General features: G+C 62.3%; 21 protein-coding genes and 1 pseudogene. 5 read left to right on the top strand and 17 right to left on the bottom strand.

Annotated features, from left to right (window positions below; all coding sequences use genetic code 11):
• Nucleotides 1-44 precede the first annotated feature (44 nt).
• A complete protein-coding gene (gene hglS / locus NL154_RS20650; RefSeq protein WP_434733270.1) occupies nucleotides 45-1457 on the bottom strand; it encodes a 2-oxoadipate dioxygenase/decarboxylase HglS in 1413 nt (470 codons plus the stop codon).
• A 101-nt stretch (nucleotides 1458-1558) separates the two neighbouring features.
• On the opposite strand from hglS, the gene NL154_RS20645 reads away from it, so the two are divergent.
• The 3 genes from NL154_RS20645 to NL154_RS20635 all read left to right on the top strand — a co-directional run bounded on the left by NL154_RS20645 (nucleotide 1559) and on the right by NL154_RS20635 (nucleotide 4096).
• The gene (locus NL154_RS20645) at nucleotides 1559-2467 is read left to right on the top strand and encodes a LysR family transcriptional regulator (protein ID WP_221146225.1); all 909 of its coding nucleotides are present in this window, start codon (nucleotides 1559-1561) and stop codon (nucleotides 2465-2467) included.
• Between the two features lie 68 nt (nucleotides 2468-2535).
• The gene (locus tag NL154_RS20640) at nucleotides 2536-2772 is read left to right on the top strand and encodes an Lrp/AsnC ligand binding domain-containing protein (RefSeq protein ID WP_075225001.1); all 237 of its coding nucleotides are present in this window, start codon (nucleotides 2536-2538) and stop codon (nucleotides 2770-2772) included.
• Nucleotides 2773-2917: 145 nt separating this feature from the next.
• On the top strand, nucleotides 2918-4096 hold the full coding sequence (locus tag NL154_RS20635) for a glycosyltransferase family 4 protein (RefSeq protein ID WP_221163874.1): 1179 nt from the start codon (nucleotides 2918-2920) through the stop codon (nucleotides 4094-4096).
• Between the two features lie 7 nt (nucleotides 4097-4103).
• On the opposite strand, the gene NL154_RS20630 is transcribed toward NL154_RS20635, so the two are convergent.
• The 9 genes from NL154_RS20630 to epmA form a co-directional block, all read right to left on the bottom strand.
• Nucleotides 4104-7415 carry an oligosaccharide flippase family protein gene (locus NL154_RS20630; protein WP_221146222.1) on the bottom strand — a complete coding sequence of 1104 codons (3312 nt, stop codon included), beginning with the start codon at nucleotides 7413-7415 and terminating at the stop codon, nucleotides 4104-4106.
• A gap of 194 nt (nucleotides 7416-7609) precedes the next feature.
• Complete coding sequence (locus NL154_RS20625) at nucleotides 7610-8788, bottom strand: glycosyltransferase family 4 protein (RefSeq protein WP_221146220.1); 1179 nt, start codon at nucleotides 8786-8788, stop codon at nucleotides 7610-7612.
• Nucleotides 8789-8830: 42 nt separating this feature from the next.
• Entirely contained in the window at nucleotides 8831-11311 is a 2481-nt protein-coding gene (locus tag NL154_RS20620) for a glycosyl hydrolase 2 galactose-binding domain-containing protein (protein ID WP_434733269.1), read from the bottom strand.
• Between the two features lie 16 nt (nucleotides 11312-11327).
• Entirely contained in the window at nucleotides 11328-12308 is a 981-nt protein-coding gene (locus NL154_RS20615) for a DUF1839 family protein (protein WP_210632722.1), read from the bottom strand.
• Nucleotides 12299-13207: an amino acid--[acyl-carrier-protein] ligase gene (locus NL154_RS20610; protein WP_210632721.1), complete on the bottom strand. Its 909-nt coding sequence runs from the start codon at nucleotides 13205-13207 to the stop codon at nucleotides 12299-12301. The genes NL154_RS20615 and NL154_RS20610 overlap by 10 nt, the downstream gene beginning before the upstream one ends.
• Before the next feature lie 4 nt (nucleotides 13208-13211).
• Nucleotides 13212-14393, bottom strand: a complete 1182-nt coding sequence (locus NL154_RS20605) for an acyl-CoA dehydrogenase family protein (RefSeq protein ID WP_210632720.1) — start codon at nucleotides 14391-14393, stop codon at nucleotides 13212-13214.
• On the bottom strand, nucleotides 14393-14644 hold the full coding sequence (locus NL154_RS20600; RefSeq protein WP_210632719.1) for an acyl carrier protein: 252 nt from the start codon (nucleotides 14642-14644) through the stop codon (nucleotides 14393-14395). The genes NL154_RS20605 and NL154_RS20600 overlap by 1 nt, the downstream gene beginning before the upstream one ends.
• Before the next feature lie 262 nt (nucleotides 14645-14906).
• Nucleotides 14907-15959 carry a lysine-2,3-aminomutase-like protein gene (locus NL154_RS20595; RefSeq protein ID WP_210632718.1) on the bottom strand — a complete coding sequence of 351 codons (1053 nt, stop codon included), beginning with the start codon at nucleotides 15957-15959 and terminating at the stop codon, nucleotides 14907-14909.
• On the bottom strand, nucleotides 15956-17017 hold the full coding sequence (gene epmA, locus NL154_RS20590) for an EF-P lysine aminoacylase EpmA (protein WP_210632717.1): 1062 nt from the start codon (nucleotides 17015-17017) through the stop codon (nucleotides 15956-15958). The genes NL154_RS20595 and epmA overlap by 4 nt, the downstream gene beginning before the upstream one ends.
• Before the next feature lie 146 nt (nucleotides 17018-17163).
• Between epmA and efp the strand changes: the two genes are divergently transcribed.
• Nucleotides 17164-17733 carry an elongation factor P gene (efp, locus tag NL154_RS20585; RefSeq protein WP_008528334.1) on the top strand — a complete coding sequence of 190 codons (570 nt, stop codon included), beginning with the start codon at nucleotides 17164-17166 and terminating at the stop codon, nucleotides 17731-17733.
• Nucleotides 17734-17906: 173 nt separating this feature from the next.
• Here the strand turns inward: efp and NL154_RS20580 are convergent, their stop codons facing one another.
• Entirely contained in the window at nucleotides 17907-18536 is a 630-nt protein-coding gene (locus tag NL154_RS20580) for a GntR family transcriptional regulator (protein WP_434734120.1), read from the bottom strand.
• On the opposite strand from NL154_RS20580, the pseudogene NL154_RS20575 reads away from it, so the two are divergent.
• A pseudogene (locus NL154_RS20575) lies at nucleotides 18433-18726 on the top strand (NAD(P)/FAD-dependent oxidoreductase); the annotation flags it as partial. The gene NL154_RS20580 and the pseudogene NL154_RS20575 sit on opposite strands and share 104 nt — an antisense overlap.
• A gap of 47 nt (nucleotides 18727-18773) precedes the next feature.
• Here NL154_RS20575 and NL154_RS20570 read toward each other — a convergent pair.
• From NL154_RS20570 to metA, 6 genes are all read right to left on the bottom strand, one after another.
• Nucleotides 18774-19502: an SIS domain-containing protein gene (locus tag NL154_RS20570; protein WP_434733268.1), complete on the bottom strand. Its 729-nt coding sequence runs from the start codon at nucleotides 19500-19502 to the stop codon at nucleotides 18774-18776.
• A 17-nt stretch (nucleotides 19503-19519) separates the two neighbouring features.
• Nucleotides 19520-20671, bottom strand: a complete 1152-nt coding sequence (gene nagA, locus NL154_RS20565) for an N-acetylglucosamine-6-phosphate deacetylase (RefSeq protein WP_434733267.1) — start codon at nucleotides 20669-20671, stop codon at nucleotides 19520-19522.
• Nucleotides 20671-21702: an SIS domain-containing protein gene (locus tag NL154_RS20560; RefSeq protein WP_434733266.1), complete on the bottom strand. Its 1032-nt coding sequence runs from the start codon at nucleotides 21700-21702 to the stop codon at nucleotides 20671-20673. The genes nagA and NL154_RS20560 overlap by 1 nt, the downstream gene beginning before the upstream one ends.
• The gene (locus NL154_RS20555; protein WP_210633050.1) at nucleotides 21695-22471 is read right to left on the bottom strand and encodes a GntR family transcriptional regulator; all 777 of its coding nucleotides are present in this window, start codon (nucleotides 22469-22471) and stop codon (nucleotides 21695-21697) included. The genes NL154_RS20560 and NL154_RS20555 overlap by 8 nt, the downstream gene beginning before the upstream one ends.
• A 235-nt stretch (nucleotides 22472-22706) precedes the next feature.
• Nucleotides 22707-23729, bottom strand: a complete 1023-nt coding sequence (locus NL154_RS20550; RefSeq protein ID WP_210632709.1) for an aldose epimerase family protein — start codon at nucleotides 23727-23729, stop codon at nucleotides 22707-22709.
• A gap of 118 nt (nucleotides 23730-23847) precedes the next feature.
• Nucleotides 23848-24771, bottom strand: coding sequence for a homoserine O-acetyltransferase MetA (metA, locus tag NL154_RS20545; RefSeq protein WP_210632708.1), 924 nt, complete (start codon nucleotides 24769-24771; stop codon nucleotides 23848-23850).

The following is a 24771-nucleotide window of genomic DNA, read 5'->3' as shown; positions in this document are numbered from 1 at the left end:
CCGGAGTACTCTAGCGCATAAGGACAGGTGTTGAAGCGGCGATTTCACGCAACGGTCCTCAGCTGCAGGGCCGCGAGCCCGAGCGCCCCCATCGCCGTCTCCAGCGATGCGGCCTGCCGCTCCGCATAAAGCGCCAGTTCATCCTGAACCGTCGCTCCGAGTGCAGTCTCGAAGGCGTCGCGATTCGAGCGCGTCGCATAATTCTGCTGCTGGTCGGTGCCGAGATTCGACTGGAAGATGCCGGCCGCGCTGACGGGCAGGAAGTCTTCATAGACGATCGGCGCGAAGGCGAGATAGCCCTTGGCGAGAAGCGCTTCGGGATCGCGCGGCAAGGTCCCGGCGATCGCGGCGGCAATGCCCGCGGGCGTGGCGGAATAATGGAAGAAGGCGAGATCCTGGCTGCGCAGCTCATCCCAGCTGTCCGGCAACGCCTTGAAGCGCTCGGCCAGTTCCTGGTCGTAGGCGCCCGCCTTGGCGCCGCCGGCGCCGACCTGCACTTCACCGCGAACCGAAGCGAGCAGCTGGTCGTAGAGCGCCCGGCCTTTGGCCGTCAAAGCCACGCCGCGCTGTTCGATCTCGCCGAAGCGGGCGGTATGCGTGCCCTGGACCGCACCCTCGTCACCTGAGAAGACGATCGTCTCCTCGAGCGCCTTGAAGCTCGTCTGCCGCAGCAGGATATCGCACTGCCGGCGCGGCGGCCCTTCGATGACTGCCTTCGGAGTGATGCCGCGCTCCGGCATGCGGGCCTGCACCGCATCGATATCGAGCGTGCGCGGCGTCAGGTGGTTGATGTGCGGCCCCTTGAAGCTGACGACGTCGGCAATCAGCCGATGCGCGTCGTGCAGGCGCTTGTAGGTTTCAGCGCTGACGGTCGCTTCGCCGTGCCAGCGGAAGGTTTCAAGCGCCTCAGCGACAAATTCGGTCGCTTCCGCCTCGGTCAGGCCACCCTTCTGCTCATGACGCTCGATCAGCGCGATGGCGCCCGGCGTATAGATGCGCCGCTTGGCGAGAATTGCCTCGGCTTCACGACGCAGACCTTCGTCCTCGATCAGCTCCAGGCGCAGCAGCGAGGTGAAGACGCGGAACGGATTGATGTTGAGCGCCGCCTCGTCGATCGGCCGGAAGCAAGTGGAATGAACCGGCACGCCGGCCACCGAAAGGTCGTAATAACCGACCGCCTGCATGCCCATGACGGCAAACAGCCGGCGGATGGTGAAAAGCTCTTCCGCCGTTCCGAGCCGGATGGCGCCGTGGCGCTCGACATCGATGCGATCAAGCTCGCCGGCGCGGGCCAAGCGTTCACGCAGATCCGGATTGCTTTCGAGGTAGCCGGCATTCACATCCGCCACCAGCTCGATCAGCGCGCCGTATTGCGGAACCTCCGTCCGGTACATGTGCGACATCGCTTCGGTGAAGAGCGAGCGGATACGGTCTGTGGAAACGAAGGTTTGCGGCATCTGAGGCTCCGGCTCATTCCGATTTTGCAGGATGAAACTCTTTACAAGCAGCGCAAAGGCGGAAATATCGACATTTTGGAAATAGCTCATTCTGAAACGGAATGATCATGCTCGCTTCAAGACGTTTTCTGCCGTCGATTTCACATCTCGCCGCCTTCGAGGCGGTTGCCCGCACAGGCAGCGTCACGGCAGCGGCGCGTGAACTCGACCTGACACAGAGCGCCGTCAGCCGCCAGGTCAGCGCGCTGGAGGAGCAGCTCGGCGTCGAGCTCTTCCTGCGCGAGCGCCAGACCATGCGGCTGACGCTCGCCGGCGACGGTTATGCCCGCGAGATTCGCGAGGCGCTGCGGCGCATCTCGAGCGCCTCGTTGAACCTGCGCGCCAATCCGCACGGCGGCACGCTCAATCTCGCCATCCTGCCGACCTTCGGCACGCGCTGGCTGGCGCCGCGCCTGGGCCGCTTTCTCAGCGCCAATCCCGGCGTGACCATCAATCTGGCGACCCGGCTTTCACCTTTCGATTTCCGGCTCGATTCAATCGACGCCGCGATCCATTTCGGCCACCCGCACTGGCCCGGCGCGGAACTGACCTTGCTGATGTCGGAGCGTACGGTGCCGGCCTGCAGTCCCGATTTTCTGAAACAGCACAGGATTTCGCGGCCAGAGGATCTGCTTGCCGTTCCGCTTCTGCATCTGACGACGCGCCCCGATGCCTGGGAACAATGGTTCGCCGGTAATGGTGTTTCGTTCGAAAGCGTGCACGGCATGCTCTTCGATCAGTTCGCCACCGCAGCGCAAGCGGCGACCGCCGGTCTCGGTGTCGCCCTGTTGCCGACATTCCTGATGCAGGAAGAACTCAGGCGCGGCGATCTCGTCGCCGCCGTCGACCGGGAGATGGAGAGCCGGGAGCGGTATTATCTCGCCTGTCCCAGCGAGCGCGCCGATTATGCGCCGCTTGCCGCCTTTCGCGGCTGGATCGTCGCGGAGGCGATGGCCGGACCGAACGTGTGAGGAACGGCTTGCATCGGCATGGCGCTTTCGACCATTATGCGGGCCAAACAACTTTGCAGGAAATTTCCATGAAGCCGATCTTCGTCCAGCTCCAATGCGCCCCCGGCAAGACCTATGAGGTCGCCGACGCCATCTACCAGACCGAGCTGGTCTCGGAGCTCTATTCCACAAGCGGCGATTACGACCTGCTGTTGAAGATCTATATCGAGGAAGGTCAGGATATCGGCAAGTTCATCAATGACAATATCGCCAATATTCCAGGCATCGTCCGGTCGCTGACAACGCTCACCTTCAAAGCCTTCTGAACTCCCGTCAGACACGATTAACCCTTTTCGCGAAGAATCGCTTCCGCAGGACGTTGCTGAAACCACGCCTTAACGTCGGAGATATCTGGTCGTTGCTATAAATCCGCGCCAACACGCGTTTGGCACGCGCAGCGATAGGTGGAAAATGGCGATCGTCGAGGCAGATAGGGGGCGCGAGAATCCGCAGCCGCAATCGGCTCCGCTGATCGTCCATGTCGTGCGCCAGTTCCTGCCCAATCGCGGCGGCCTGGAAGACGTCGTCGCCAATCTCAGCCGCCAGACCCGCCGGCGTGGCTATCGTGTCCGCGTCGTCACGCTGAACTCGCTGTTCACCGCGCCTGAAGATAAGCTGCCGGCTTGCGAGAATATCGACGGCATCGAGGTGGTGCGCATCCCGTGGTCCGGCAGCAGCCGTTATCCGTTGGCGCCGCAGGTTTTTCGTCATCTCGGCGACGCCGATCTCGTGCACGTCCATGCCATCGACTTCTTCTTCGATGCGCTCGCCTGGGGCCGGATGCTGCACGGCAAGCCGATGATCGTCACCACCCATGGCGGTTTCTTCCACACTCGGAAATACGCGGCGATCAAGAAGATATGGTTCCGCACTCTGACCCGCGCCTCGGCGAGGGCCTATTGCCGCGTGGTCTGCTGCAGCGCCTCCGATCTTAGGCAGTTTTCCGAGATTGTGCCGGATAGCGTGCTGATCGAGAACGGCGCCGATATCGGCAAGTTCGCCGACACCGCCTCACGCCTGGCAAGGCGTCGCATCGTCACCATCGGCCGGTTTTCGGTGAACAAGCGGCTGGACCATCTGCTTGACGTGATGGCTGTCCTGAAGGGCCGCGATCCGGAATGGCATCTCGACATCGTTGGGGCCGAATCCGACCGTAATCGGGTGGATATCGAAGGTGAGATCGAAAGCCGGGACCTGACCGGCCGCGTCACCCTGCATGTGTCGCCAGACAATGATGCCATCCGCCGCATCATCATCGCAGCCTCGCTCTTCGCCTCCGCCTCGGAATATGAAGGTTTCGGGCTGGTCGCGCTGGAGGCGATGAGCGCCGGCCTGTTGCCGGTGCTGAACGCCAACGATGCCTTTCAAACGCTCGCCGGCCGGCATCCCGTCATCAGGCTTGCCGATTTCACCCGTCCGCAGACCGCCGCGGCCGCCATGGAATCAGCCTATGACGACCTTGCGGGCCGACAGGACGCCGTTCGCTCGCAGCTCCTCGACGCCGCTCGCGGCTATTCCTGGGATATCGTCGCCGGGCGCTACATCGATCTCTACAGATCGCTAGATATCGCTGCCGCGGAAAGCCTCTGATCCCCGCTTACGCTCTCGCGAGACGAACGATCTCGTCGAGTACGAATTTGCGCGATTGCGGCGGCGTCAGATTGTGGTCCGCATCCGGCAGCATCAGCAGCCGCACGTTCGGATAGCGGGAAAGCCTGGCGCCGCGCGGGCCGAAGTGGAAATAGACATGGTCGAGGCCGACGTCGCCTTCGCTGTAGATCAGCGTCAGCGGCACCTTGCGCTTGCCGAACAGCGCAAAGGACTGCCGGACCTCGCGGGCGATATGGCGCCGGTCGGGAAGCAGTTCGAGCAACGGCGCGACAAAGGGCGACAGCCGCCGGCCGCCGGCGATGACGATATTGCGCAGCGCCGACACCACGTCCACCTGCCCGCGCAGCAGCCGCTTCAGCGTGTCGAGCCGCGCCAGACGCTGGCCGTAATCGTCGAGGCTGCGGGGGACGGAGACGACATGCTCGCGGCGCACCGGCACCTTCGGATCCCAGTAATAGACGAAGGGATTGATCGAAACGACCGCCTTCAGCCGCTCGTCGGCGACGCCGGCGCGGAAGGCGACATAGCCGCCGCTGCACCGGCCGGCGACCATGACGGGGCCGGCAACGATGCTTTCGAGCAGATCGAGCGCGGCGATCGCATCGTCGGTCTGTGTCATCGAATAAAGCACCTGCTCCGGCGCATCCGGCCGCGGCGGGCTGTCGCCGACATTGGCGGAATCGAAGCGCAGCGACACGACGCCCTGCCGGGCGAGTTCGCGCGCCATGTCTACCGTCGTCCGCCCCCAGCCGGCATGCCGGTCATAGGCGGTCGACAGGAAGAGCACGGCATTGCCCTTGATCTCGCCGAGCGGCCGGCTGACGACACCGACCAGATGATCGTGACTTCCGAAACGCACCGGCGTTTCCAGGAAACCTTCGCCGGCAAGCGGCGTGGTTTCGATCGCTGCCGGCGAATGAGCGGCGGATGTCTCCGCGGTCGCTGTCTTCAGCCAAGCCGTCAGAAGCTCGACGACGGCCATGGGTGTCTTGGCGAAGAGCGGATTGGTGACGAGCTCGTCATAGCCGTCGAACACTTTCTGCTCGACATTGGCGCCAAGCGCCTGCAGCGCATCGGCAAATCCGGTATCCTCGGCCCTGACGGGGCGCTCGAGGATCAGGTAGCGTGGCGCCGCCAGGCCCTGCGGCGCGGCGATGTTGAGCTTGCCGAGCTCGGCGGCGATCTCTTCCGGCATGACAAGCCCGGCGATCTGCACCTTTGCAGCCTGCACGTGCTGCTGGCCGAGGCCGAGATCGGCGTCGATGATCTTCGACCACATGTTGAGTTCACGCATATAGGCGCGGCCGCTTAGCACTGGTGCCAGCATGACGAGGCTGTCGACGCCCTCGATCGAGGAGCCGATGCGCTGGGCAAGGGTCGCGCCGAGACCTTGGCCGATCAGGATGATGCGGTCGCAGCCGGTCAGCGATTTCAACTTGGCGGCCGCCGCGCGGATCGAGTTTTCCCAGGTTTCCAGCCTTGCCGGCAGCGCTCCAAAATCGAGCGCATCGCCGGTGCCGCGGTAATCGAAGCGCAGGCTGGGTACGCCGATATCGGAGAAATGTTCGGCCGCGACGCGGAAGAACTTGCGGCTGCACATTTCCTCGAAGCCCCAGGGGCTGACGAAGAGCACCGCAGCCGAGCGCTTCCCGGCTTCAGGATTTTCCGGCATGAACAGCCCGATCGTGCCATCGAAGACAACGGGCAGGGCGGCGTTGCGGCCGGCACCTTCGGCCGGTTCGAGCGAAAGTTCGCCAGGCGCGACCTTGGCGCGATCGGGATCGCCGGGGCGCCCCGGCGCAATGAAGTCGATCACACGACCGACCGGCCGCCGCAGCACCGACGGCATCTTTTCGACAATGGAACGCATCACCTCGACATCCTCGAGGGGCACGGCACGCAGCACGCGGAGTGCGGCGAAATGTGCGAGCGTGCCGGCGATGATCGCGGAGATAAGGCCGATCGGGCCATGGACGAATTCCAGCACTGAAATCGCCGCGCAGGCGCACAAGACGGAGGCGAGCGTCACCTTCGTCAGGCTTGCGTAGAGACCCGAAAGCTGGGACCCGAATCCTGTCTGTCTGATCATCATCACCGACATCGCAACGAACACGAGAATGCGTACGATTGCGGCCCCCTCGGCGGCGAGCCTAGGTACGATCAGTAAACAACCCGCTACCATGAGCAGGCCACCAATCACACTGATGTTGAGGCGGGAGCGGGCCTTGTCCATTGACAGCAGATAGAGGCTGAGGATCTGCATGAATGTGTAGGCGGGAGCGACGAGCGCGAGCAGCGCGACCACCGTGCCGCTGCGGCGGAAGGCTTCCCCGAACACCACGAGCACCAGTTCGCTGGAGATCGCGGCCAGCCCGAGGCTCATCGGCAGCACGATATAGGCCATGCTGCGGGTGACGGCGGCGAAGACCTCGACCGGCAAGGTCGAATCGTCGCTGCTGTGCCGCCGTTCGGAATAATAGGGCAGCAGGCTGCCGGTCATCTGGATCGGCAGTTGCAGCGCGATGTTGGCGATCGACAGACCGACGGCATAATAGCCGACCATTTCCACCGACCAGAACTGCTGCAGGAAGAGCAGTTCGAGCCGGTTGAGGAAAATGGAATCGATGATGAATTGGATCGACAGGATGATGGAGGAGGAGGCGAGATACTTGAGTGAAACCCCGCACCAGTCGCGCCGTGCAAGAAGGATCGGCAGTGTGGCGAAAAACAGCACGAGCTGGCCGAGCGCATAACCGACGAGAACGCCTTCGACTCCGTAGAGGACGGCGCCGGCGGCGACACCGGCGAGCTGCAAGGTAGAGACGGCGACGGTCAGTTTGAAGAAGCTGCCTAGCCTCTTTTCGCCGATCAGGTAGAATTTGACGAAAGATCCGATCGCCTGGACGAAAAACAGCACTCCGGTGACGAGCGCGACGGAGGGCGCGGTTTTCGCCCAGTGCATCTCCTCGGAGGTCAGGAAGAACAGGGCGTAGAGCGCCAGCAGCAGCACCGTCGAAAACATCATGAAGCTGACGAGGATGGCGGCAAAGCCTCGCCGGCGGCGCGCGTCATAGCCCTCCGCCGAAAGCTGCGGCAGGGTCTTCAGCAGCGTGATGCTGGAGCCGAGCTCGGCGATCGAGGCGCCCGTCATCACCAGCCACAGCGAGAAGGCGACGATGCCGTTGGCTTCCGGCCCAAGCAGGCGCGCGGTGATGATCGAGGAGACGAAACCCGTCAGCAGCAGCAGCATGCCTGCCGCCGCATTCATCACCGAATTTGCGATAATACCCTTCGACATCTGTCCATCCGCGGGGGTCAGCTTAAGGCGCGTCGCGATCTTTCAGAGATTCGCTCCTCGCGCTTCATGTTCTTGTCTTTACGCACGTCGTTATCGCAAAACCGCTGCACACCTTTGCGCAACATGTTTTGCACTCGCATGCCCGTCATCACTAATGCGAAAATGTTAAAATAAAGCGGAGTGGCGACCTCACCTTAGCTGACCTGCATCGCCGCCAGCTTCTTGAGCGCCTTTTCATAGCTGTTCTCCGAGAGGTAGCGCAGCAGGAACTCCCGCGCCTTCCCGGCCTTCTCTCGTGCGCGCTCGGGCGCACGGAAGATGTCGCCGAGATGGGCGGCCGCGATTTCAGGAGAGGGATCCGCCCAAACCGCGCCCGGCAGCCCTGCAAATTCAGGATGGGAATCGACGACGGGAATGAGGGGAGAGGCGACCAGCCAGCTGTTCACGGGGTCGCAGAAATCTTCCGTGCCCGACCAGGCGGTTGATATCACAGGGGTGCGATACATGATCGCCTCGGCAACCGTCAGCCCGAAGCCTTCCGAACGATGCAGCGAGAGATAGGCATTGGAGGAGCGGATGAGGCCGCTGATCTCGGCGTTCGAGAGCTTGTCGGTGACGATCCGGATACGACTATCGCCGGCGACCGACGCAATCACTTCGCGCAAGCCCTGATCCTTGCCGATATCGCCGCTCGCCTTCATCAGCAGAAAGGCGCTCGGGCATTCGGCGCTGAACAGTCTGAAGGCTTCGATCACCGCTTGAGGGTTCTTCCGGTTGATCGAGGAGCCGGCGCTGAAGATGAAGCTGACGAGAAAGGCATCTTTCTCGATGCCGAACTTCTCCCGTATGCCCTCTGCGGCCGGCTTCTCGGTGACGGGATGCGGAACCACGATGACGGGCGCCGCCGTCAGCGGTGCAATCGTCCGCCTGGTGAATTCCGAGGGGACGAAGACGGCATTCATGTAACGCAACCCGTTGCGCCATTCAGCCGGCACGACTTCAAGCTCCCAGGCGAAATAGCCGATGTTGAAGGCGCGGGTGAAATTGGCGACGCCCATCTTCAGGATGGCGCGTGGCAGCATTGGCGGATTGAGATGCCAGATACGGCTTCCCGGCGGTTCGGCCGAAAGATGCGACGACACCAAGCCGGCAAAGGATTTTTCATCCGGATGCGTGCTGACGTCTGAGAGCGAAATCGCCCGTCCCGCTTGGGAAAGCGCCCCGGCACAGAGCCTTGCCGATTCACCGACCCCAACGGGCATCGAGAGATAGCCGACGATTTCGACCGGCTTGCGCGGGTTGAAGGCGAGACGCGACCGCGGGATCAGCCGCTGCAGGACATGGGCGCGCAGATAGCGGTATATCGTTCTCAAATCACGATCTTTCCGGTGAGTTTGCATCGTTGTCTGCGAGCCTCAGCCCGTGAGCCCGATGCGACGCGAACTGCCAAGACTTCTGATTTCGCCCGTCGGCGGACCATCACTCTCAGTGCCGGAGAGCGCGGAGAGCTTCACGCGCCGCACCGGGCCGGGAGCAAGATGGAACCAGTCGTCGTCGGGCCTGTGGCCTTCGACGTCGATATGCACCGATTGCGCCAGCCGGTCGGTCCTGAGATCGATGACCCAGCTGTCGCCGTCTCTGCCGAGCGACGCCTCGATGCTGGCGTCGTGCAGCGCTTTTCCGCGTCCGCAGGGGAAGTGGAAGCTCTCGGCGAGAACGGCGCCATCGGCGAGGGAGCGCAGGCGCGCCACACTTGCATCATGCGCCGGCGGGCCGAAACGGAAGGCATAGGTCGTATCGAAGAAGGCGCCGAACAGCGCGGTCGAGGCAAAGCGTTCCACACTCCTTGCCGCCAGCTTGAAAGCCATGTTGCCGCTGACGACCTGCTGTTTTCCATCACGCAGGCAGACGACCTCGAGTTCCAGGTCGAGGTCGGTGTCGGTCTCGTTGACGACATGCACGTCGAGACCGTTGGTCCCCTCATCGGTGAAGGCCGCCAGAACCGGCCGGAAAGCACGGCGCATCGCATACCAGACGGGTTTCGGCTCGCCGGTGGAATCGATCACGCCCCAGCCGGGGCCGGGCAGCAGATCCTGCAGCGTCCAGACGAGCGCTCCGTTGCAGCCGGAGCCCTTGCGCCGCCATTCGGCGAAGGTCTCTTCGATTACCTCGCCGGTCACGGCACGGGAAAAGTCGAGATAGCGTTCCTGATCTTCGCGGCGCAGACGGGCCGGGTCGAAATCGTAGAGAAGCTCGAGGTAAAAGTCGCGAACATCCTCGAAATCCCACGATGCGCCGCGGTCGCGGGGCACCCGCGCCTTCCACTGGGGGCTATGGACGGCGGGCACGTCGAGATGGCGCTGCAGCGTCCTTCGCTGCGGCACATGCGCAAAGGCGAGGCTTTCGGAGGCAAAGTGCACATCGGCGCGGCGGGCATCGGCAATCGGCCGCATATAGGCGCCGACCCCGTAGTAATGCGCAATGCCGGAATTGGGCGAAAACGGCATCGCTCCGCCATGGGGCGAATTCGGCACATAGGGCACGTCGGGACGCATGCGTGCGGCGATGGCCGGAATGATTTCGTCGGTCACCGGTCCACTCCAGAATTCCATGGGCAGGCCGAGCATCGCCGCCTGCTGATGGATCTCGCTGCCGCCGCAGAGAACGGCAAGGGAAGGCGACGCCTGGACGCCGTACAGGAATTCCTCGATCTCGGCATGCACATGGCCGAGAAAGGCCTTGTCGTTGCGCGGATAATCAAAATTGGCGAACATGAAATCCTGCCACACGAGCAGGCCGAGTTCGTTGCAGAGCGCAAAGAAATCCGGCGTCTCGTAAACCATGGTGCCGCCGATGCGGATCATGTTCATGCCGGCTTGGGCGGCAAGCCGCAGAAACGGCTCGTAATCCTCCCGCCCGCCCGGCAGCCGCGCAATATCGGCGGTCGTCCAGACCGCGCCGCGGCAGAAGACACGCTCGCCGTTGACGAGGAGCGCGAATTCTTCGCCATCCGCACCGCGGTCGACGTCGATGCGCCGGAAGCCGGTGCTGCCGAGCGAATATTCCTCGCCGTCGGAAACCAGAGTCAGATCATAGAGACGCGGAGTGCCGTGCGTATGCGGCCACCAGGGCTCGATGTCGGACAGCTTGAGGATAGCCGAGTAATGATTTTCGCCGATCTTCTCGAAAGGCTGTTCCATGCCGCCGCAGCGCAGCAGCATTGCCGGATCTTCGGCATTGTTATGCAGGGAGACGCTCAGCCGGCCGACGCCGCTCTCCTCCAGGACCGCGCGGATGGAGACATTGTCGATCGATACGGTATCGCGTTGCACCAGTGAAATCGGCCGCCACGGTCCGACGGCATGAATATCGGGGCACCAGCCCGGCATATGGCCGAGCAGCGTCGTGCGGAAATTCTTCAGGCCCGCCGGCGTGATCATCTGCGGGCGCCAGCGCGCCCGCGGACCGGGTTCGGACAGTCTGGGGCCGAGCGCCCGAAAGCAGAGCGCCAGCTCGTCGCCACCCGAAAGCGTCACCGGGAGCTCATGCGCCGTGAACATGCTTTCGGAAAAGAGGATTTCCTGACCGTTGAGGAAGACATTGCAAATTGTGGCCAGCCCGCCGAAACGCAGGATGGCTTCGCCAGGCTCGGCATCAAAAAGCCGGCAGAGATACCAGGCGTCCTTCATATTCAACGGTTCGGGATTTTCCCGGTCGAAGAGCCCGGCTTTTTCAAGCGCTGCCGCAACGGTGCCAGGAACGGGCGCAGGAATGAACTGCGCGGAAAGATGAATATCGTGCGGTACGGCGCAGGCCCCCGGCTCCGTCAGGATCAGGTTCCAGCCTTCGGAAAGCACGCTTTCCCGAGCTCCGATGCTTGCCAAACGCCCCCGCATTGTCTGATCTCCGGCCTCAGATTCGCTCCGCAAGCGATGCCATCATGGAATCCCATGCATCGGCGGCCGGATCAAGTGCCGCCTGCAGCGGCTCGAACTTCCTGCGGGCGACAGCGCGGGCAAGCTGGAACTGTACGGATTTCGCCGCGTCGGAAATGCGCCGGGCATCCTCGGCGGCCACCGCGTATTCGGCTGAGGACAGCCAGGTCAGATAATCAGCGGCCAATTCGAAATTGGCGCCCACCTGACGGAGCGTGTTGAAGGCATATTTATGGAAGAAGCCGAACGGCCGCTCCGCCACCGCTTCCACCTGCTGCGGGAAGACGCGGGCGAAGGCGCGGATCGGGTTTTGGCGGGGGCGCCTGGAGAAGTGAAAGCCGGCAAGCCGCCGCGCGGTCGCGCGAAGATGCGCTTCGTCGGCAGGCCTTTCCGGAAACCGTGCAAATTCCGTATAGGGCAGGAACGGCGGATCGCTCTCCGTCAGCTGCAGCTGGAACAGCCCATCGAAATCCTCACCCTCGAGCTGGAAATAGCCGGCATTGTGAAAATATTCGACGCGCTTTGCCGCAACATCAAGCCGGTTGATCGCAACCGTCGTCTTGCCGTGCTCCTGCCGATAGGCGGTGCCGCGCGTATCCGGCATGTAGAAGGAATCCATCTCGACCAGGCAGAGACGCCCCCGCGCGATCTGCACTTCGACATGCCGTTCGACGCGGTCGTAGATCGCAAGTTCGGTCGCGCGGATGCCGTAGAGCGCTTCGAGATCTTCGAGCGGTACCTTGAAGAAGGTGAATTGATCACCCTCAAAATCCTGTGCCAGGGTAAAACCCAGCATCGCCTCGGGCGCGACGCCCAAGGTGTTCAATACCTCGATCCAGAGATCGATATAACAATTGGTTTCCGGCCATGCACGCTCGCCGGCATGCAGCGCGTGCTGCCGATAGGTTTCCGGGCTGATCGCCGGGAAAACCGATCCCATCGAGCTCATCAGCCCCATAGCGTTTTCCGGACGCTGGCCGGCCATTGCTTTACGTCGAGGCCGTGATGGTGGAAGAGGGCGAGCGCGATGCGCTCCAGGCCGAAGCCGACGCAGGCGGTGTGCGCGACGCTGCCGTCTTCGAGATTGAGAGCCCACTTCAGGCCGAAAGAATCCTGATGGTAATTGAAGCTCATGCAGGCCGTCGGATTGGCGGTCGACGTGATCGGGATCAGCAGTTCGAACTTCAGGTTCTGGTCGCGCTGATTGTTGACCATCATCTTGCCCGCACGGCCGAAGAACGGGTCGTTGGCAACATCGATGGTCACATCGAGGCCGACCTGCTTCATCATCTCGACGCCGCGGTCCATCCATTTCTGGCGAAAATCGGTGACGTGCTGCTCCGTTCCCATGCAGACATATTCGCGCATCCGAAATAGCTGCTGGCGGGCAGGGTCCTTCGACGGCTCATGGCGGAAGCAGTAGGACTGCAGATCGAAGAGGCCTCCCGTTTTCGGCAGGTTGCCGCGCTTGGCAACCGTCGGATAGAGCGGATAGCAGGCAGCCGGCGTCAGCACGATATCGGTCGCCTTCTGATCCTTGGTCCAGTCGTCGCCGACCTCCATGCATTCAAGCAGGCTCATATGATCGAGCTCGCTGCCGCAGAAGCTGTGCACCGTGCCGGCAAGCTGCGGAAAGCTCTTCATATAGCCGCTCTTTTCGAAGAGCGCGCGGTTCATGCCCGGCGGGAAACGCATCGCCTCGGCGCCGTCGGCGCCGCCGAACGTATCGATCAGCCGTTCGAAGGCGGTGATGACATCTTCGAACTGGCCGCTGCGGCCATAGAGACCGTCAACGCCGGTATCGATCAGCAGGCCGGACTCGAAGAGCCGGTCCAGGAACGAGGTCTGCATATCCATGACTTTACCCCAGTAGGCTAGTGTCCTGCTTGTGGACGAGAAGCATGCTCGACGTATTGCCGAGGATGCGGTCGTTCGAGATCATGAGCTGAGCGGAATGGGCGTCGCGCAGATGGCGTCCGAGGCTGAAGGGCGTGCCGTTCTTGTAGCCCATGATGCCGCAGATCAGCATCGCATGGTTGACGATCTCCAGGATCGTCTCGGAAGAGGCGATCTTGACGTTGTTCATCGCCACCGCAAATCCCATCGACGACAGCCTGTCCGGATCTGATTTGGCGTCTTCATAGGCCTTGAGACCGGCAACGACGTTGGATTTCACCATTTGCAGGAGGTTCGAGACCTCGGCAAGGCGCAGCGCGCCCGGCGGCTGGGCGTCCGGCGCCTTGCGGGCAGCGGCGCGCACGAAGGCCTGGGCGCGCGCAACAGCATCGACCGCGATGCCGTACCAGACGCCGCTCCAGAGCAGATGCGAGGAAGCGAGCATGGATTGCGCCGCGATCTCGGCGAAAGGCTTCGGCAGGATCTGTCGCGCCGGCGCCCGGCCCTTGAAGAGGAAGCCGTCGGAACAGGTGCCGCGCATGCCGAGCGTATTCCAGGCATGCGTCTTCTCGAGCGTGTACTGGTCCTTGAGGAAGGCCGTCAGCACCTGATCGGAGGAGGCTGCCTGCGGATGGCTGCGCGAAGTGATGAGGATAGCGTCGGCGTGCGAGCCGTAGGAAATGACGGTCGCATCCTTTTCGAGGCTGCAGGTATCGCCGTCGACCTCGATCGCGCAAATGCTGTTGCGCAGGTTGCCGCCGATGCCGCCCTCGGTGGTGGCCGAGGCGATCAAGAGCTGGTCGGCCGCGATGCGGCGCATGAAGTCGCAGTGCCATTCGCTGTCGGCGCCGTGTTCCACGAGGCTCGACAGCTTGATGTGGTGCATGGCGAAGACCATGGCGCTTGCCGCACAGGCCTGGCCGAGCATCGAGCACAATTCGGCGATTTCGGTGGTCGAGGCCGATTCACCGCCGAGCTGGCGCGGCACCTGGATGCCGAGCAGCCTCTCGGCCTTCATCGCATCCACGGCTTCCCGGGGAAAGCGGCCTTCGACGTCGACGGCATCCGCGTGTTTGGCCGCGATTGCGGCGACGCGGGCAACCCGTGCGACAACACCGTCCTCTATGATCTTGACGGGGAAGTTCATCAGGCGACCTTCCGGCCGTCCTGGATGATATCGACCGTCTTGGCGATGGCCGCGATGCTCGCGAAGGACTTGCGGTTCAGAAGATTGTCGGGGAATTCGATATCGAATGCCTCTTCGATGCCGAGCATCAGCTGCACCGAGGCAAAGGACGTCAGACCCGCCGCATAAAGATCGGCGTCGTCGGCGACCTGGTCGATCGCTACAGGAAGCTTGCCGAATTTGGCTACGAGGTCGCGGATTGTCGTATTCATCCCATCACTCCAAGATTCTCATGATCCCGAACCGGCGTTCATCGCCTTGTCATGAGCGTTCTTTTAGTGCGGAAAACAGAACATTCCGCTAATTTGTTGGGTTAAAGATGATTGTTCCTCATAGTTAGGATTTTAGCGATCCTTCCTGCGAAAGCAGAAATACATATTTGATCTCAACGTCTTGATGAAATTTCATCGCCCATGTCCAATGTCATTTCCGGCGTGACGAGTACAGAAATGACACGGAAAGTAGCGTTTCAGGTCAATCCGCCGGCGGATAGGAATGTTCGCCGCCGCGATAATCCGCGATGGAATAACATCCCTCGCCCGTTGCCCGAACGGTGCTTCCGCTGACGACGGCCTTGCCGTGACCGCCTGGGATATCGAGAATGTAGGTCGGCTGGCAGAGACCGGAAATCCGACCGCGCAGCGCCGCCACGATCCTCTGCCCCTCCTCGATCGTCAGCCTGAAATGGCTGGTGCCGGGCGCGAGATCGGGATGATGCAGGTAATAAGGCTTGACGCGCATCTCGACGAAAGCCTTCATCAGTTCGGCAAGAATTGCGGAATCGTCGTTGATACCCTTGAGCAGCACCGATTGGCTGACCATTGCGATGCCGGCATCGACGAGGCGCGCGCAGGCCGCCCGCGCTTCCATCGTCAACTCTCTGACATGGTTGGCGTGCAGTGCGACATAGACCGTCTTGCCGCTCGCCTTCAGCGCGGCGATGAGCGCCGCGTCGATTTTCTCCGGATCGACGACGGGAACGCGCGTATGGAAACGCACGATCTTCACATGCGCAATGCCTGCGAGCGCCTCCATGATGTCGCGGAGGCGGCGCGGTGAAAGCACCAGCGGGTCGCCGCCGGTCAGGATGACCTCCCAGATCTCCTGATGGCTCCCGATGTAATCGAAGGCTGCCTGCATCGCCGCGGCATCGAGCGTGCCCAAACCCTGCGGCCCGACCATTTCGCGGCGGAAGCAAAAGCGGCAATAGACCGGGCAGACATGCACGGCCTTCAGCAGCACCCGATCAGGATAACGGTGCACGATGCCATCGACCGGGCTGTAGGCGTGATCGCCGATTGGATCGGCGCGTTCTTCGGGCGCGACGATGAGTTCGGCCGCATCAGGCACGAATTGTCGGGCAATTGGATCATCAGGATCGGCGCGGTCGATCAGCCTGGTCATCGCCGGCGTCAGGGCAATGGCGTAACGCGCGGCCACCGCCTCGAGCGTTGCGCGATCGGCAGGCCCGGCAAGCCCGGCCTTCACCAGATCGTCGACGCTCTTTACCGGTTTGACGACATTCATCTTCCATACTCCGCAACCGGCGCCCAGAGCACCTGGTCGATGCGCGAAGCCCCCGTCGCCAGCATCACCAGCCGGTCGAAGCCGAGTGCGATGCCGCTTGCCTCGGGCATCAGCGACAGTGCCGAGAGGAAATCCTCGTCGATCGGATAGGTCTCGCCATAGATACGCGCCTTCTCGGCCATCTCGATCTCGAAGCGCCGGCGCTGTTCGGCAGCATTGGTGAGCTCGCCGAAGCCGTTGGCAAGCTCGACGCCGCAGGCATAGAGCTCGAAACGTTCGGCAACCCGGGGGTCGCGTGCCGAGGGACGCGCAAGTGCGGCCTCGGAGACAGGATATTCGTCGAGGATGGTGATGCGGCCGGAGCCGAGATGCGGCTCGATCTTTTCGACCAGCACCCGGCTGAACAGGTCGGCCCAGCCATCGTCATCGGCCACACGCATGCCGACGCGCCTGAGTTCGGCCGCCAGATGGTCGCGATCGGTCGAGCCGTCGGCGGCAACGGAGGCAAGAAGATCGATGCCGGCATGGCGCTCGAAGGCTTCGGCGACACTGATCCGCTCCGGCCCTGCGAAGGGATCGCTCTCGGCGCCGCGATAGGCGAGCATCGGCGTCTTCACCGTTTCAGCCGCGAGCGCGAGGATCCGCACGCAATCCATCATCAGGCTCTCATAGCTTTCACCGACCCGGTACCATTCGAGCATGGTGAATTCGGGATGGTGCAGCGGCCCGCGCTCGCGGTTGCGATAGACATGGGCGAAGCAGGAAATACGCTGCTCGCCCGCCGCAAGCAGCTTCTTGCAGGCGAATTCCGGCGAGGTGTGCAGGTAGAGCGGCGCCGTCTGACCGTCCGTCGTTATCGCTTGCGTCGCGAAGGCATGCAGATGCGCTTCGTTGCCAGGCGAGACCTGCAGCACCGCCGTGTCGACCTCGATGAAATCCTCACGCGCGAAAAACCCGCGCAACGACGCCTGAATCGCATTGCGCCCGATCAGGAACGGGCGGCGGTCGGCATGCACCGACGGGGTCCACCAGGGGGACGCTTTGGCCGAAAAGTTCATTCCAAGCTTTCTTCACCGGAGAAGCCGGTATGGGGTGGCTATTTCCCGGATTTTAGGTTAGTTGCGCCCCCAAAGAAAAACATTTGCGTCTTGGGGCGTCTCGACAGTCCTCTACGACGCCGAAAGCCGAGTTACAAGGAAGTCTTATGGTCAAGGTCATCGCCTCTTCGGTCCGCAAGGGCAACGTTCTCGACGTGGACGGCAAGCTCTACGTCGTTCTCACCGCCCAGAACTTTCATCCGGGCAAGGGCACGCCGGTCACTCAGGTCGACATGCGCCGCATCGTCGACGGCGTGAAGGTTTCCGAGCGCTGGCGCACTACCGAACAGGTCGAGCGCGCCTTCGTCGAAGACGTCAACTTCCAGTATCTCTATGAAGACGGCGAAGGCTTCCACTTCATGAACCCTGCCAACTACGACCAGGTGGTCGTCAGCCAGGAAACCATGGGCGACCAGAAGGCCTATCTCCAGGAAGGCATGACCTGCATCCTGTCGATCCATGAAGGCATTCCGCTGGCGCTCGAACTGCCGCGTCACGTCACGCTCGAGATCGTCGAGACCGAACCGGTCGTCAAGGGCCAGACGGCATCCTCGTCTTACAAGCCGGCCATGCTCTCCAACGGCATCCGCACCTCAGTCCCGCCGCATATCGACGCCGGCACCCGCGTCGTCATCGCGACGGAAGACAATTCCTACGTCGAACGCGCCAAGGACTGATCCTGGTTTTCATCCATTCAGGAGGCCGGCTCAAGCCGGCCTCTCACTGAAATGTGGAATGCAAGCAAGTATCGATGCCGCGTCCACTCGCAGCGCGCGATTGTTTCGGACGGCTCGTTTTGCCGAAAATATCTTGGTTCAGCTAAAGCTGCACCCAATTCCAAGAACCGAATTCAGATAACCTTTCGCACTTCGCTCTCGAAGCTCATGACGTGAGCCATCGCGATCTTTTCAGCCTCATCGGCATCCCCTCTGCATACCGCCTCGAGCATGAGGACCTGATCATGCAAGACGTCCTCCAGACGCGGTACCAGGGCCGGAAACCGTTTCATCGCGACATATAGAATTCTGAGCGACAGATTGTGGTAGTGATCCAGCGTATCGAACAGGAAAGAGTTCTTCGCCACTTTGTAGATGAAGCGGTGAACCCGTCGATCCAGGGCAAGGATGTCTTCCAGCGCCATCGGACCAATTGTTTGCTTAAGCTCATCGATCAACTGCCGCGCTTCCTGCCGCTCGAACTCGCGCAGCCTTTCGGCAGCTAGCCGGGTCGCCCAGGATTCGATCCGTGCCCGTGCCTCGTAGACGGCAGTAAGATCATTGATATCGATCTTGCTGACAAATGTGCCGCGCCGGGCGCTGACGACAACGAAACCATCATATTGCAGGCGCTGAATCGCCTCCCGGACCGGGGTGCGCCCGACTTCCATGCGGCTGCGCGTCGCCGGCACCGCGGAACTCGGAGGCCTCACCGCGCCTTCGAACCCAAGGCGCCTCGAAGTGTTATTGGCAAACGCCCGCAGGATTTTCCCGACACTTGGTGAACCAAGCCGGAGCTGGATGGGCTTTCGCCCTTCCATGCCCGATTCCGTTCCCGTCATTCGGCCTTCAAGAGGAGGAAGGGACGTCGTGTTTGCTTTTGGACACGGGCATATCGGCTTGACGCTGGCACCGCGGACGGCCCGTATGGTCAGCTCAATCCTCACCACTTGATCGCGTCACGAACCGTGCCTGCGACAGCAGCAGGCTCCTTTATCCTCTCAGAGATGCGGGTTGCGCGGCCGGTATATCTTGACGAGCTTCTGGTTGATCTCGGCCGCGCCCGGCATGTTGGCGCTGAGATAGACCGGCGCATTGCCGGATTTCGAAAGCTCCGAGGCAACTTCGGCAAAGATCGCGTTGATGATGGTCACACCGACCGCCGTCGAGACCGGTCCGACCCTAAGTCCCGTTCCTTCGAGATCGACGACGGCGTCACCTGGCGGCAGTCCGTTGTCGAGCACCACGTCGGCGACGTCGGCGAGCCGGCGGCGGCCATTGGCGATGGCCGAGGAATAGGCGATCGAGGTGATGGCGATCACCTTTGCGCCGATTTCGCGCGCATAATCGGCGGCCTCGATCGGCGCGGCGTTCACCCCCGAATTGGAAGCGATGATAATGACGTCGCCCGGCTGCATGCCGTAACGCTCCAGCATCGGCCGCACCAAACCCTGTGTGCGCTCATAGACCGAACTGATGACCGCCCCCTCGTGCAGCATCGCCGAGCCGACGAGCACCGGCACGGTGAAGGCGAGTCCGCCGGCACGATAGTGCACCTCTTCCGCCAGCATATGCGAATGGCCGGTGCCGAAGACATAGACACGTTTGTCGCCGCGGGCGGCATCGAGAATGACCGCCGCAGCCTGTGCCATCGGCTCGGCAAGCGTCTGCTTCAGCTCTTCCAGCCGGCCGATAAGGTTGGAGAAATAGGCATCGGTAATCTCGGTCATCCTACTTCTCCTTGAATTCATGCAACTTCGCCGGCAAGCCAGGTGGCGGCGACGGTGAGCGTATCGGTGAGGTGCACGAGATCGGCACGCGCGCCCGGTGAAAGATGGCCGCGATCGGCAAGTCTCAGGAAACGGGCGGGATAGAGGGTCGCCATGCGCAGCGCCTCGGCGAGCGCCAGGTCGAGATAGGTGATGCCGTAGCGGATTGCCGAAATCATGTCGACGTCGGAGCCTGCCAGCGTACCATCGGAAAGCACCAACTTCGAGCAGAAGCCGCCCCTTTCGCGCCGGACAGTGCGTCCGTTCAGCGTGAAAGAGTCCTGCTGCGAGCCGACAAGTGACATCGCGTCGGTGACGAAGAACAACCTGCCTTCGCCGCGCTTGGCACGCAACGCCGTGCGCAGCGCCTTCGGATCGACGTGATGGCCGTCGGCAATAATGCCGCACCAGGTCGCGGGATGATCGATGGCCGCGCCGACGAGGCCGGGAGCACGGTGTCCCATTTGGCTCATGGCGTTGAAGAGATGCGTGACCCCGCGCGCTCCGGCATCGAAACGTTCCTCCGCCGCCTCGCTCGAACAATCGGAATGGCCGATGCTGACGCTGACGCCGGCTTCCGCAAGCTCGCGCACCTGGGCGACCGTCACCTGCTCGGCTGCGATGGTGACGAGCAGCGTGCCGATCGACTCACGTGCCCGGATGAAGGCCTTGACGTCGCGGTCCTCCACCGGCCGCATCAACTCGGCCAGATGCGCACCCTTGCGGGCCGGTGCCAGATGCGGGCCCTCGAGATGCAGACCGGCGACGCCGCGGTTCTTTTTCACAGCCTCCTTCGCCGCCTCGATGGCGGCATTGGTCGCCTCCGATGTATCGGTGATCAAGGTCGGCAGCAGCGACGTCGTGCCATAAGGCCGATGCCCGCCGGCGATGATCTCCATCGACGCCGGGGACGGCTCGTCGTTCAGCATTCGGCCGCCGCCGCCATTGACCTGCGCATCGATGAAGCCGGCCGACAGGACGCCGCCCTCAAGAGTGACCATCTCGCCATCGGGCAGGTCGTTTCTCGCGACGATCGCTTCGACGCGGCCGTCGGCAAGGACGAGTGCCTTGTCGTCATGGAAGCGCTCGCCGTCGAAGATTCGGGCGCCGACGAAGATCTTGCGTCCCATCAGACCGTCTCCGTCACCTTGAGCAGGTTGGCCGGCCGGTCTGGGTCGAAGCCCTTGCGGCGCGTCTCCGATTCGATCAGTCGGTAATAGACGAGCAGCGACACCAGCGGATCGACAAGGCCGTTGCCCGTCGTCGGCACACGCAGATTGATGCCGGAGAGCGGCTGCGTGGAGAAGCCGACGGTGGTGGCGCCAAGCTTCTGCAGGCGCTCCAGCGCCTTGCCGTTATTGGCCAAAGCAGCATCGTCGGGCGCGAAGGCGACGATTGGAAAGCCCGGCTGCACCAGGCGCATCGGGCCATGCATCAGTTCCGCCAGCGAAAAGGCCTCGGCGTGCAGGCCCGAGGTTTCCTTGGCCTTCAACGCCGCTTCGAGCGCGATCGCGAAGGCCGGGCCGCGGCCGGCCGTATAGAGCGAGGTCGCATGGAGCAGCACCTCCTCGGCCGCCGCCGTGTCGATCCCGGCGGTCGCCGAAAGCGCCTCCGGCAGTTTTTCCAGCGCTGCCTGCAGGTCGGACGCGCCGCCGATCGCAGCCGTCACCCCGGACAGCGCGGCGACGGAGGCGATGAAGGATTTCGTCGCCGCCACACTCTTTTCCGCGCCGGCGTTGAGGCCGAGAACGATATCCGCCTGCTTGGCAAGCGGGCTGTCGGTGACGTTGACGACGGCGATCGTCGTTGCGCCCCCCTTCTTCGCCGCCTCCTGCAGGGCGACGATGTCGGGGCTGGCGCCCGACTGCGAGACGGTGAAATGCACGCCGCCCTGCAGGTGGAGGGCAGCACCATAGACGGAAGCGATCGACGGGCCGACCGAGGCGACTGGGACGCCGCAGGTGATCTCAAAGAGATATTTGAAGAAGGTGGCGGCATGGTCCGAGGAGCCGCGCGCGGCCGTCGTCACCACGCTCGGACGGGCGGACGAAAACAGACGGGCGATCTCGGCAAAGACCGGCTTTTCCTTTTCGAGAAGCGTGGCCACCACTTCGGGTGATTCGCCTGCTTCCTGCAGCATCAGCGACTGGTTCTCACTCATGGTCATCTCCAATTCTCAATTCGGCAACGAAGTCATAGGCATCGCCGCGATAATGCGAGCGGGTGTATTCGACGACGCGCTGGTCTTCCAGGCGCGAGACACGTTCGATAAGAAGCGCCGGCGCGCCTGCCTTGACGTTCAGCATCGCAGCATAGGATGCATCGAGCGTGACGGCGGTCAACCGCTGCAGCGCGCGCACCGGCCGATGGCCATTCGCCGCCAGCGCATCGTAGAGCGATCCTTCGCCGCCGGCATTCTTCCCCAGAAACTTGACCGGCACGACGGCGCGTTCGATCGCCAGCGGCAAGCCGTCAGCGAGGCGCAGCCGGTCGAGCCTCAGCACCGGCTCGTCGCCGCCGAGGCCGAGCAGGAAGGATTCTTCCGGCGACGGCGTGTTGATCTCTCGCGACAATATCCGCGCGGCCGGCAACCGGCCGCGCGAACGCATATCGGCGGAGAAGGAGGAAAGCCGCCAGAGCGACTGTTCCATGCGCTCGACCTTGCTCGATACGAAAGTACCGCTTCCGTGGCGCGATTCCAATGCGCCCGCCGCCATGAGGTCGCGATAGGCGGTGCGCACGGTGACGCGGCCGAGCTTGAGAGCCTCGGCAAGGTCACGCTCGCCCGGCAGCGCCGTGCCGGGCTTCAGCAAGCCTTCCTGAATGAGGCTGGTCAGCACCTGCGCCAGCCGCTTGTAGAGTGGGCCGGTCAGCGCGTCGTCGCGCAGGCTGCGTCTATTGAGTTCAGCTACTAGACTGGTTCTATCCATGGACACACAATAGAACCTATATAGAACCAATCGGCAAGCCTGAATCTGAGGGGCAGAAGAAAAAACCCTCTCCGGCAATCCGAAGAGGGTTCAATAACGGTCAAATTTGACAGCCGTACGTCTCAGAGCATGTCCGCGCAAACGTGTGCGGCGGTTTTGCGATACCGACTTGCGTAAACAAAAACCTAAAGCGCGAGGAACGAATCTGAACGATCGTGACGCGCTTTAGAACGCTTCAGCTCTTGGTGAAGATGTAGTCCGTTTCCTGGCGTAGCACTTCGCCTGGACGCAGGACCGCATTCGGGAAGCCCTCATGGTTGATCGCATCCGGCCAGATCTGTGTCTCCAGGCAGAAGCCGGCGAACGGACCATATTTGCGCCCGCCGAGGCCGGGAGCCCCAGTGTTGAGCTTGAAGCCGGCATAGAACTGTACGCCCGGCTCGGTGCTGCGCACTTCCAGCGACACGCCGGAATAGAGGCTGCGGGCGAGTGCCACGGTCCGCTTGGCGGTGCGTTCGCGGGACAGGCAGAAATTGTGGTCGTACAATACCTGTTCACTGCCGACGAAACGCTTCATCGGGGCCATCTCGCGGAAATCGAATTCGGTTCCGGCAACGGGCCGGATTTCGCCGGTCGGCACCTGCTTCTCGTCGGTCGGCAGATAGTGATCGGCGGCGATCATGATGTCGTGACCCAGTGCATCATCGCGGCCGTCGAGATTGAAATAGGCGTGCTGGCAGACATTGGCGAGCGTCGGCTGATCGCTGGTCGATTCATAGGTGATCGACAGTTCACCATTGCCGTGCACCCGGAACGTCGCCTGAATGGTGCAGTTGCCGGGATAACCGGCACGGCCGTCCGGATCGACGATCTTCATCACCAGGCGGTCAACCGCATGCTCGACGATCGTCCAGTTGCGCTTGCCGATATTGTCGCTGCCGCCGTGCAGATGTGTGACGCCGTTTTCATTCGGCTCGAGCTGATAGTCCTTGCCGTCGAGCGTAAAGGCGCCGCCGCCGACACGGTTGGCGCAGCGGCCGGGCGTCGCGCCGAAATAGGCCGAGTAGAGAGGATAGCTGTCGAAATCCTCGAAGCCGAGTTGCAGCGGCGCCTCATGACCCTCAAGGCGCAGATCCTGGATGACCGCACCCCAGGTGATGATCTTGGCCGTTAGGCCGCCGCCCCTGATGACGACGCGATAGACGGTCTCGCCCGCCTTCGTCTGCCCAAAAACTTCCCGCTCCAACTTATCCGACATGATCGACTGTCCGTTCCTTTGCGCGTCAGATAAAAACGCGCGGCGCTATAGGGTTCCGGACCGGAACCTGCCCGCATTTGTTCCAAACCGCAACCAGGCAGGTCAGAAAGAAATTCCATTAAAGATCCATGCCGATCTCTTCGACGTCATAGGGCGTCGTCTGGTAAATCTCGTTGATCCAGTTGCCGAACAAGAGGTGCGCGTGGCTGCGCCAGCGGTTCTGAGGCGCAAGTGCCGGATCATTATGCGGGAAGTAATTGTGCGGCATCTTGATCGGCACGCCGGCATCCACATCGCGGAAATACTCGTCCGAAAGTGAGGTGGAATCATATTCGACATGATTGAACATGTAGAGCCGCCGGCCCCTTTTCTCATGCACGAGGCAGACGCCCATCTCGCTCGATTCCATCAGAATTTCCAGGCTTTCGCATTTCTCGATGTCGGCGCGTCGCACCTCGGTCCAGCGCGACACCGGCACCTCGAAGTTGTCGGAAAAGCCGTTCAGATAGATGGAGGAAGGCTTCAGGTTTCGGTGCCGGTAGACGCCGAAGGCCTTTTCCTTCAACTCGTATTTCGGAACGCCGTGGAAGTGATAGATCGCCGCCATCGCGCCCCAGCAGACGTTCATCGTCGAATGGACGTTGGTCTCCGTCCAATTGAAGATCTCCTGCATTTCTGCCCAATAGGTAACGTCCTCATAGGGGAGGAGCTCGATCGGGGCTCCGGTGATGATGAAGCCGTCGAACTTGCGCTGCTTCACCTCTTCCCAGGTCTGGTAGAAGGCGAGCAGGTGATCTTCGGATGTGTTCTTTGCCTTGTGGCCGCCGATGCGGATGAGTGACAGCTCCACCTGCAGCGGCGAAGCGCCGACGAGACGGGCCATCTGCAGTTCGGTCTTGATCTTGTTCGGCATCAGGTTGAGCAGGCCGATCTGCAACGGTCTTATATCCTGACGGATCGCCATCGTCTCGGTCAGCACCCGCACGCCTTCCTGAACCAGGGTTTCGAAGGCGGGCAGCGTATCGGGGATCTTGATGGGCAT

The sequence above is a fragment of the Rhizobium sp. YTUHZ044 genome, assembly GCF_051123975.1.
Taxonomy (GTDB): Bacteria; Pseudomonadota; Alphaproteobacteria; order Rhizobiales; family Rhizobiaceae; genus Rhizobium.
The sequence above is the reverse complement of the archived record's forward strand: the minus strand, read 5'-3'. Positions and strand labels throughout refer to the sequence as shown.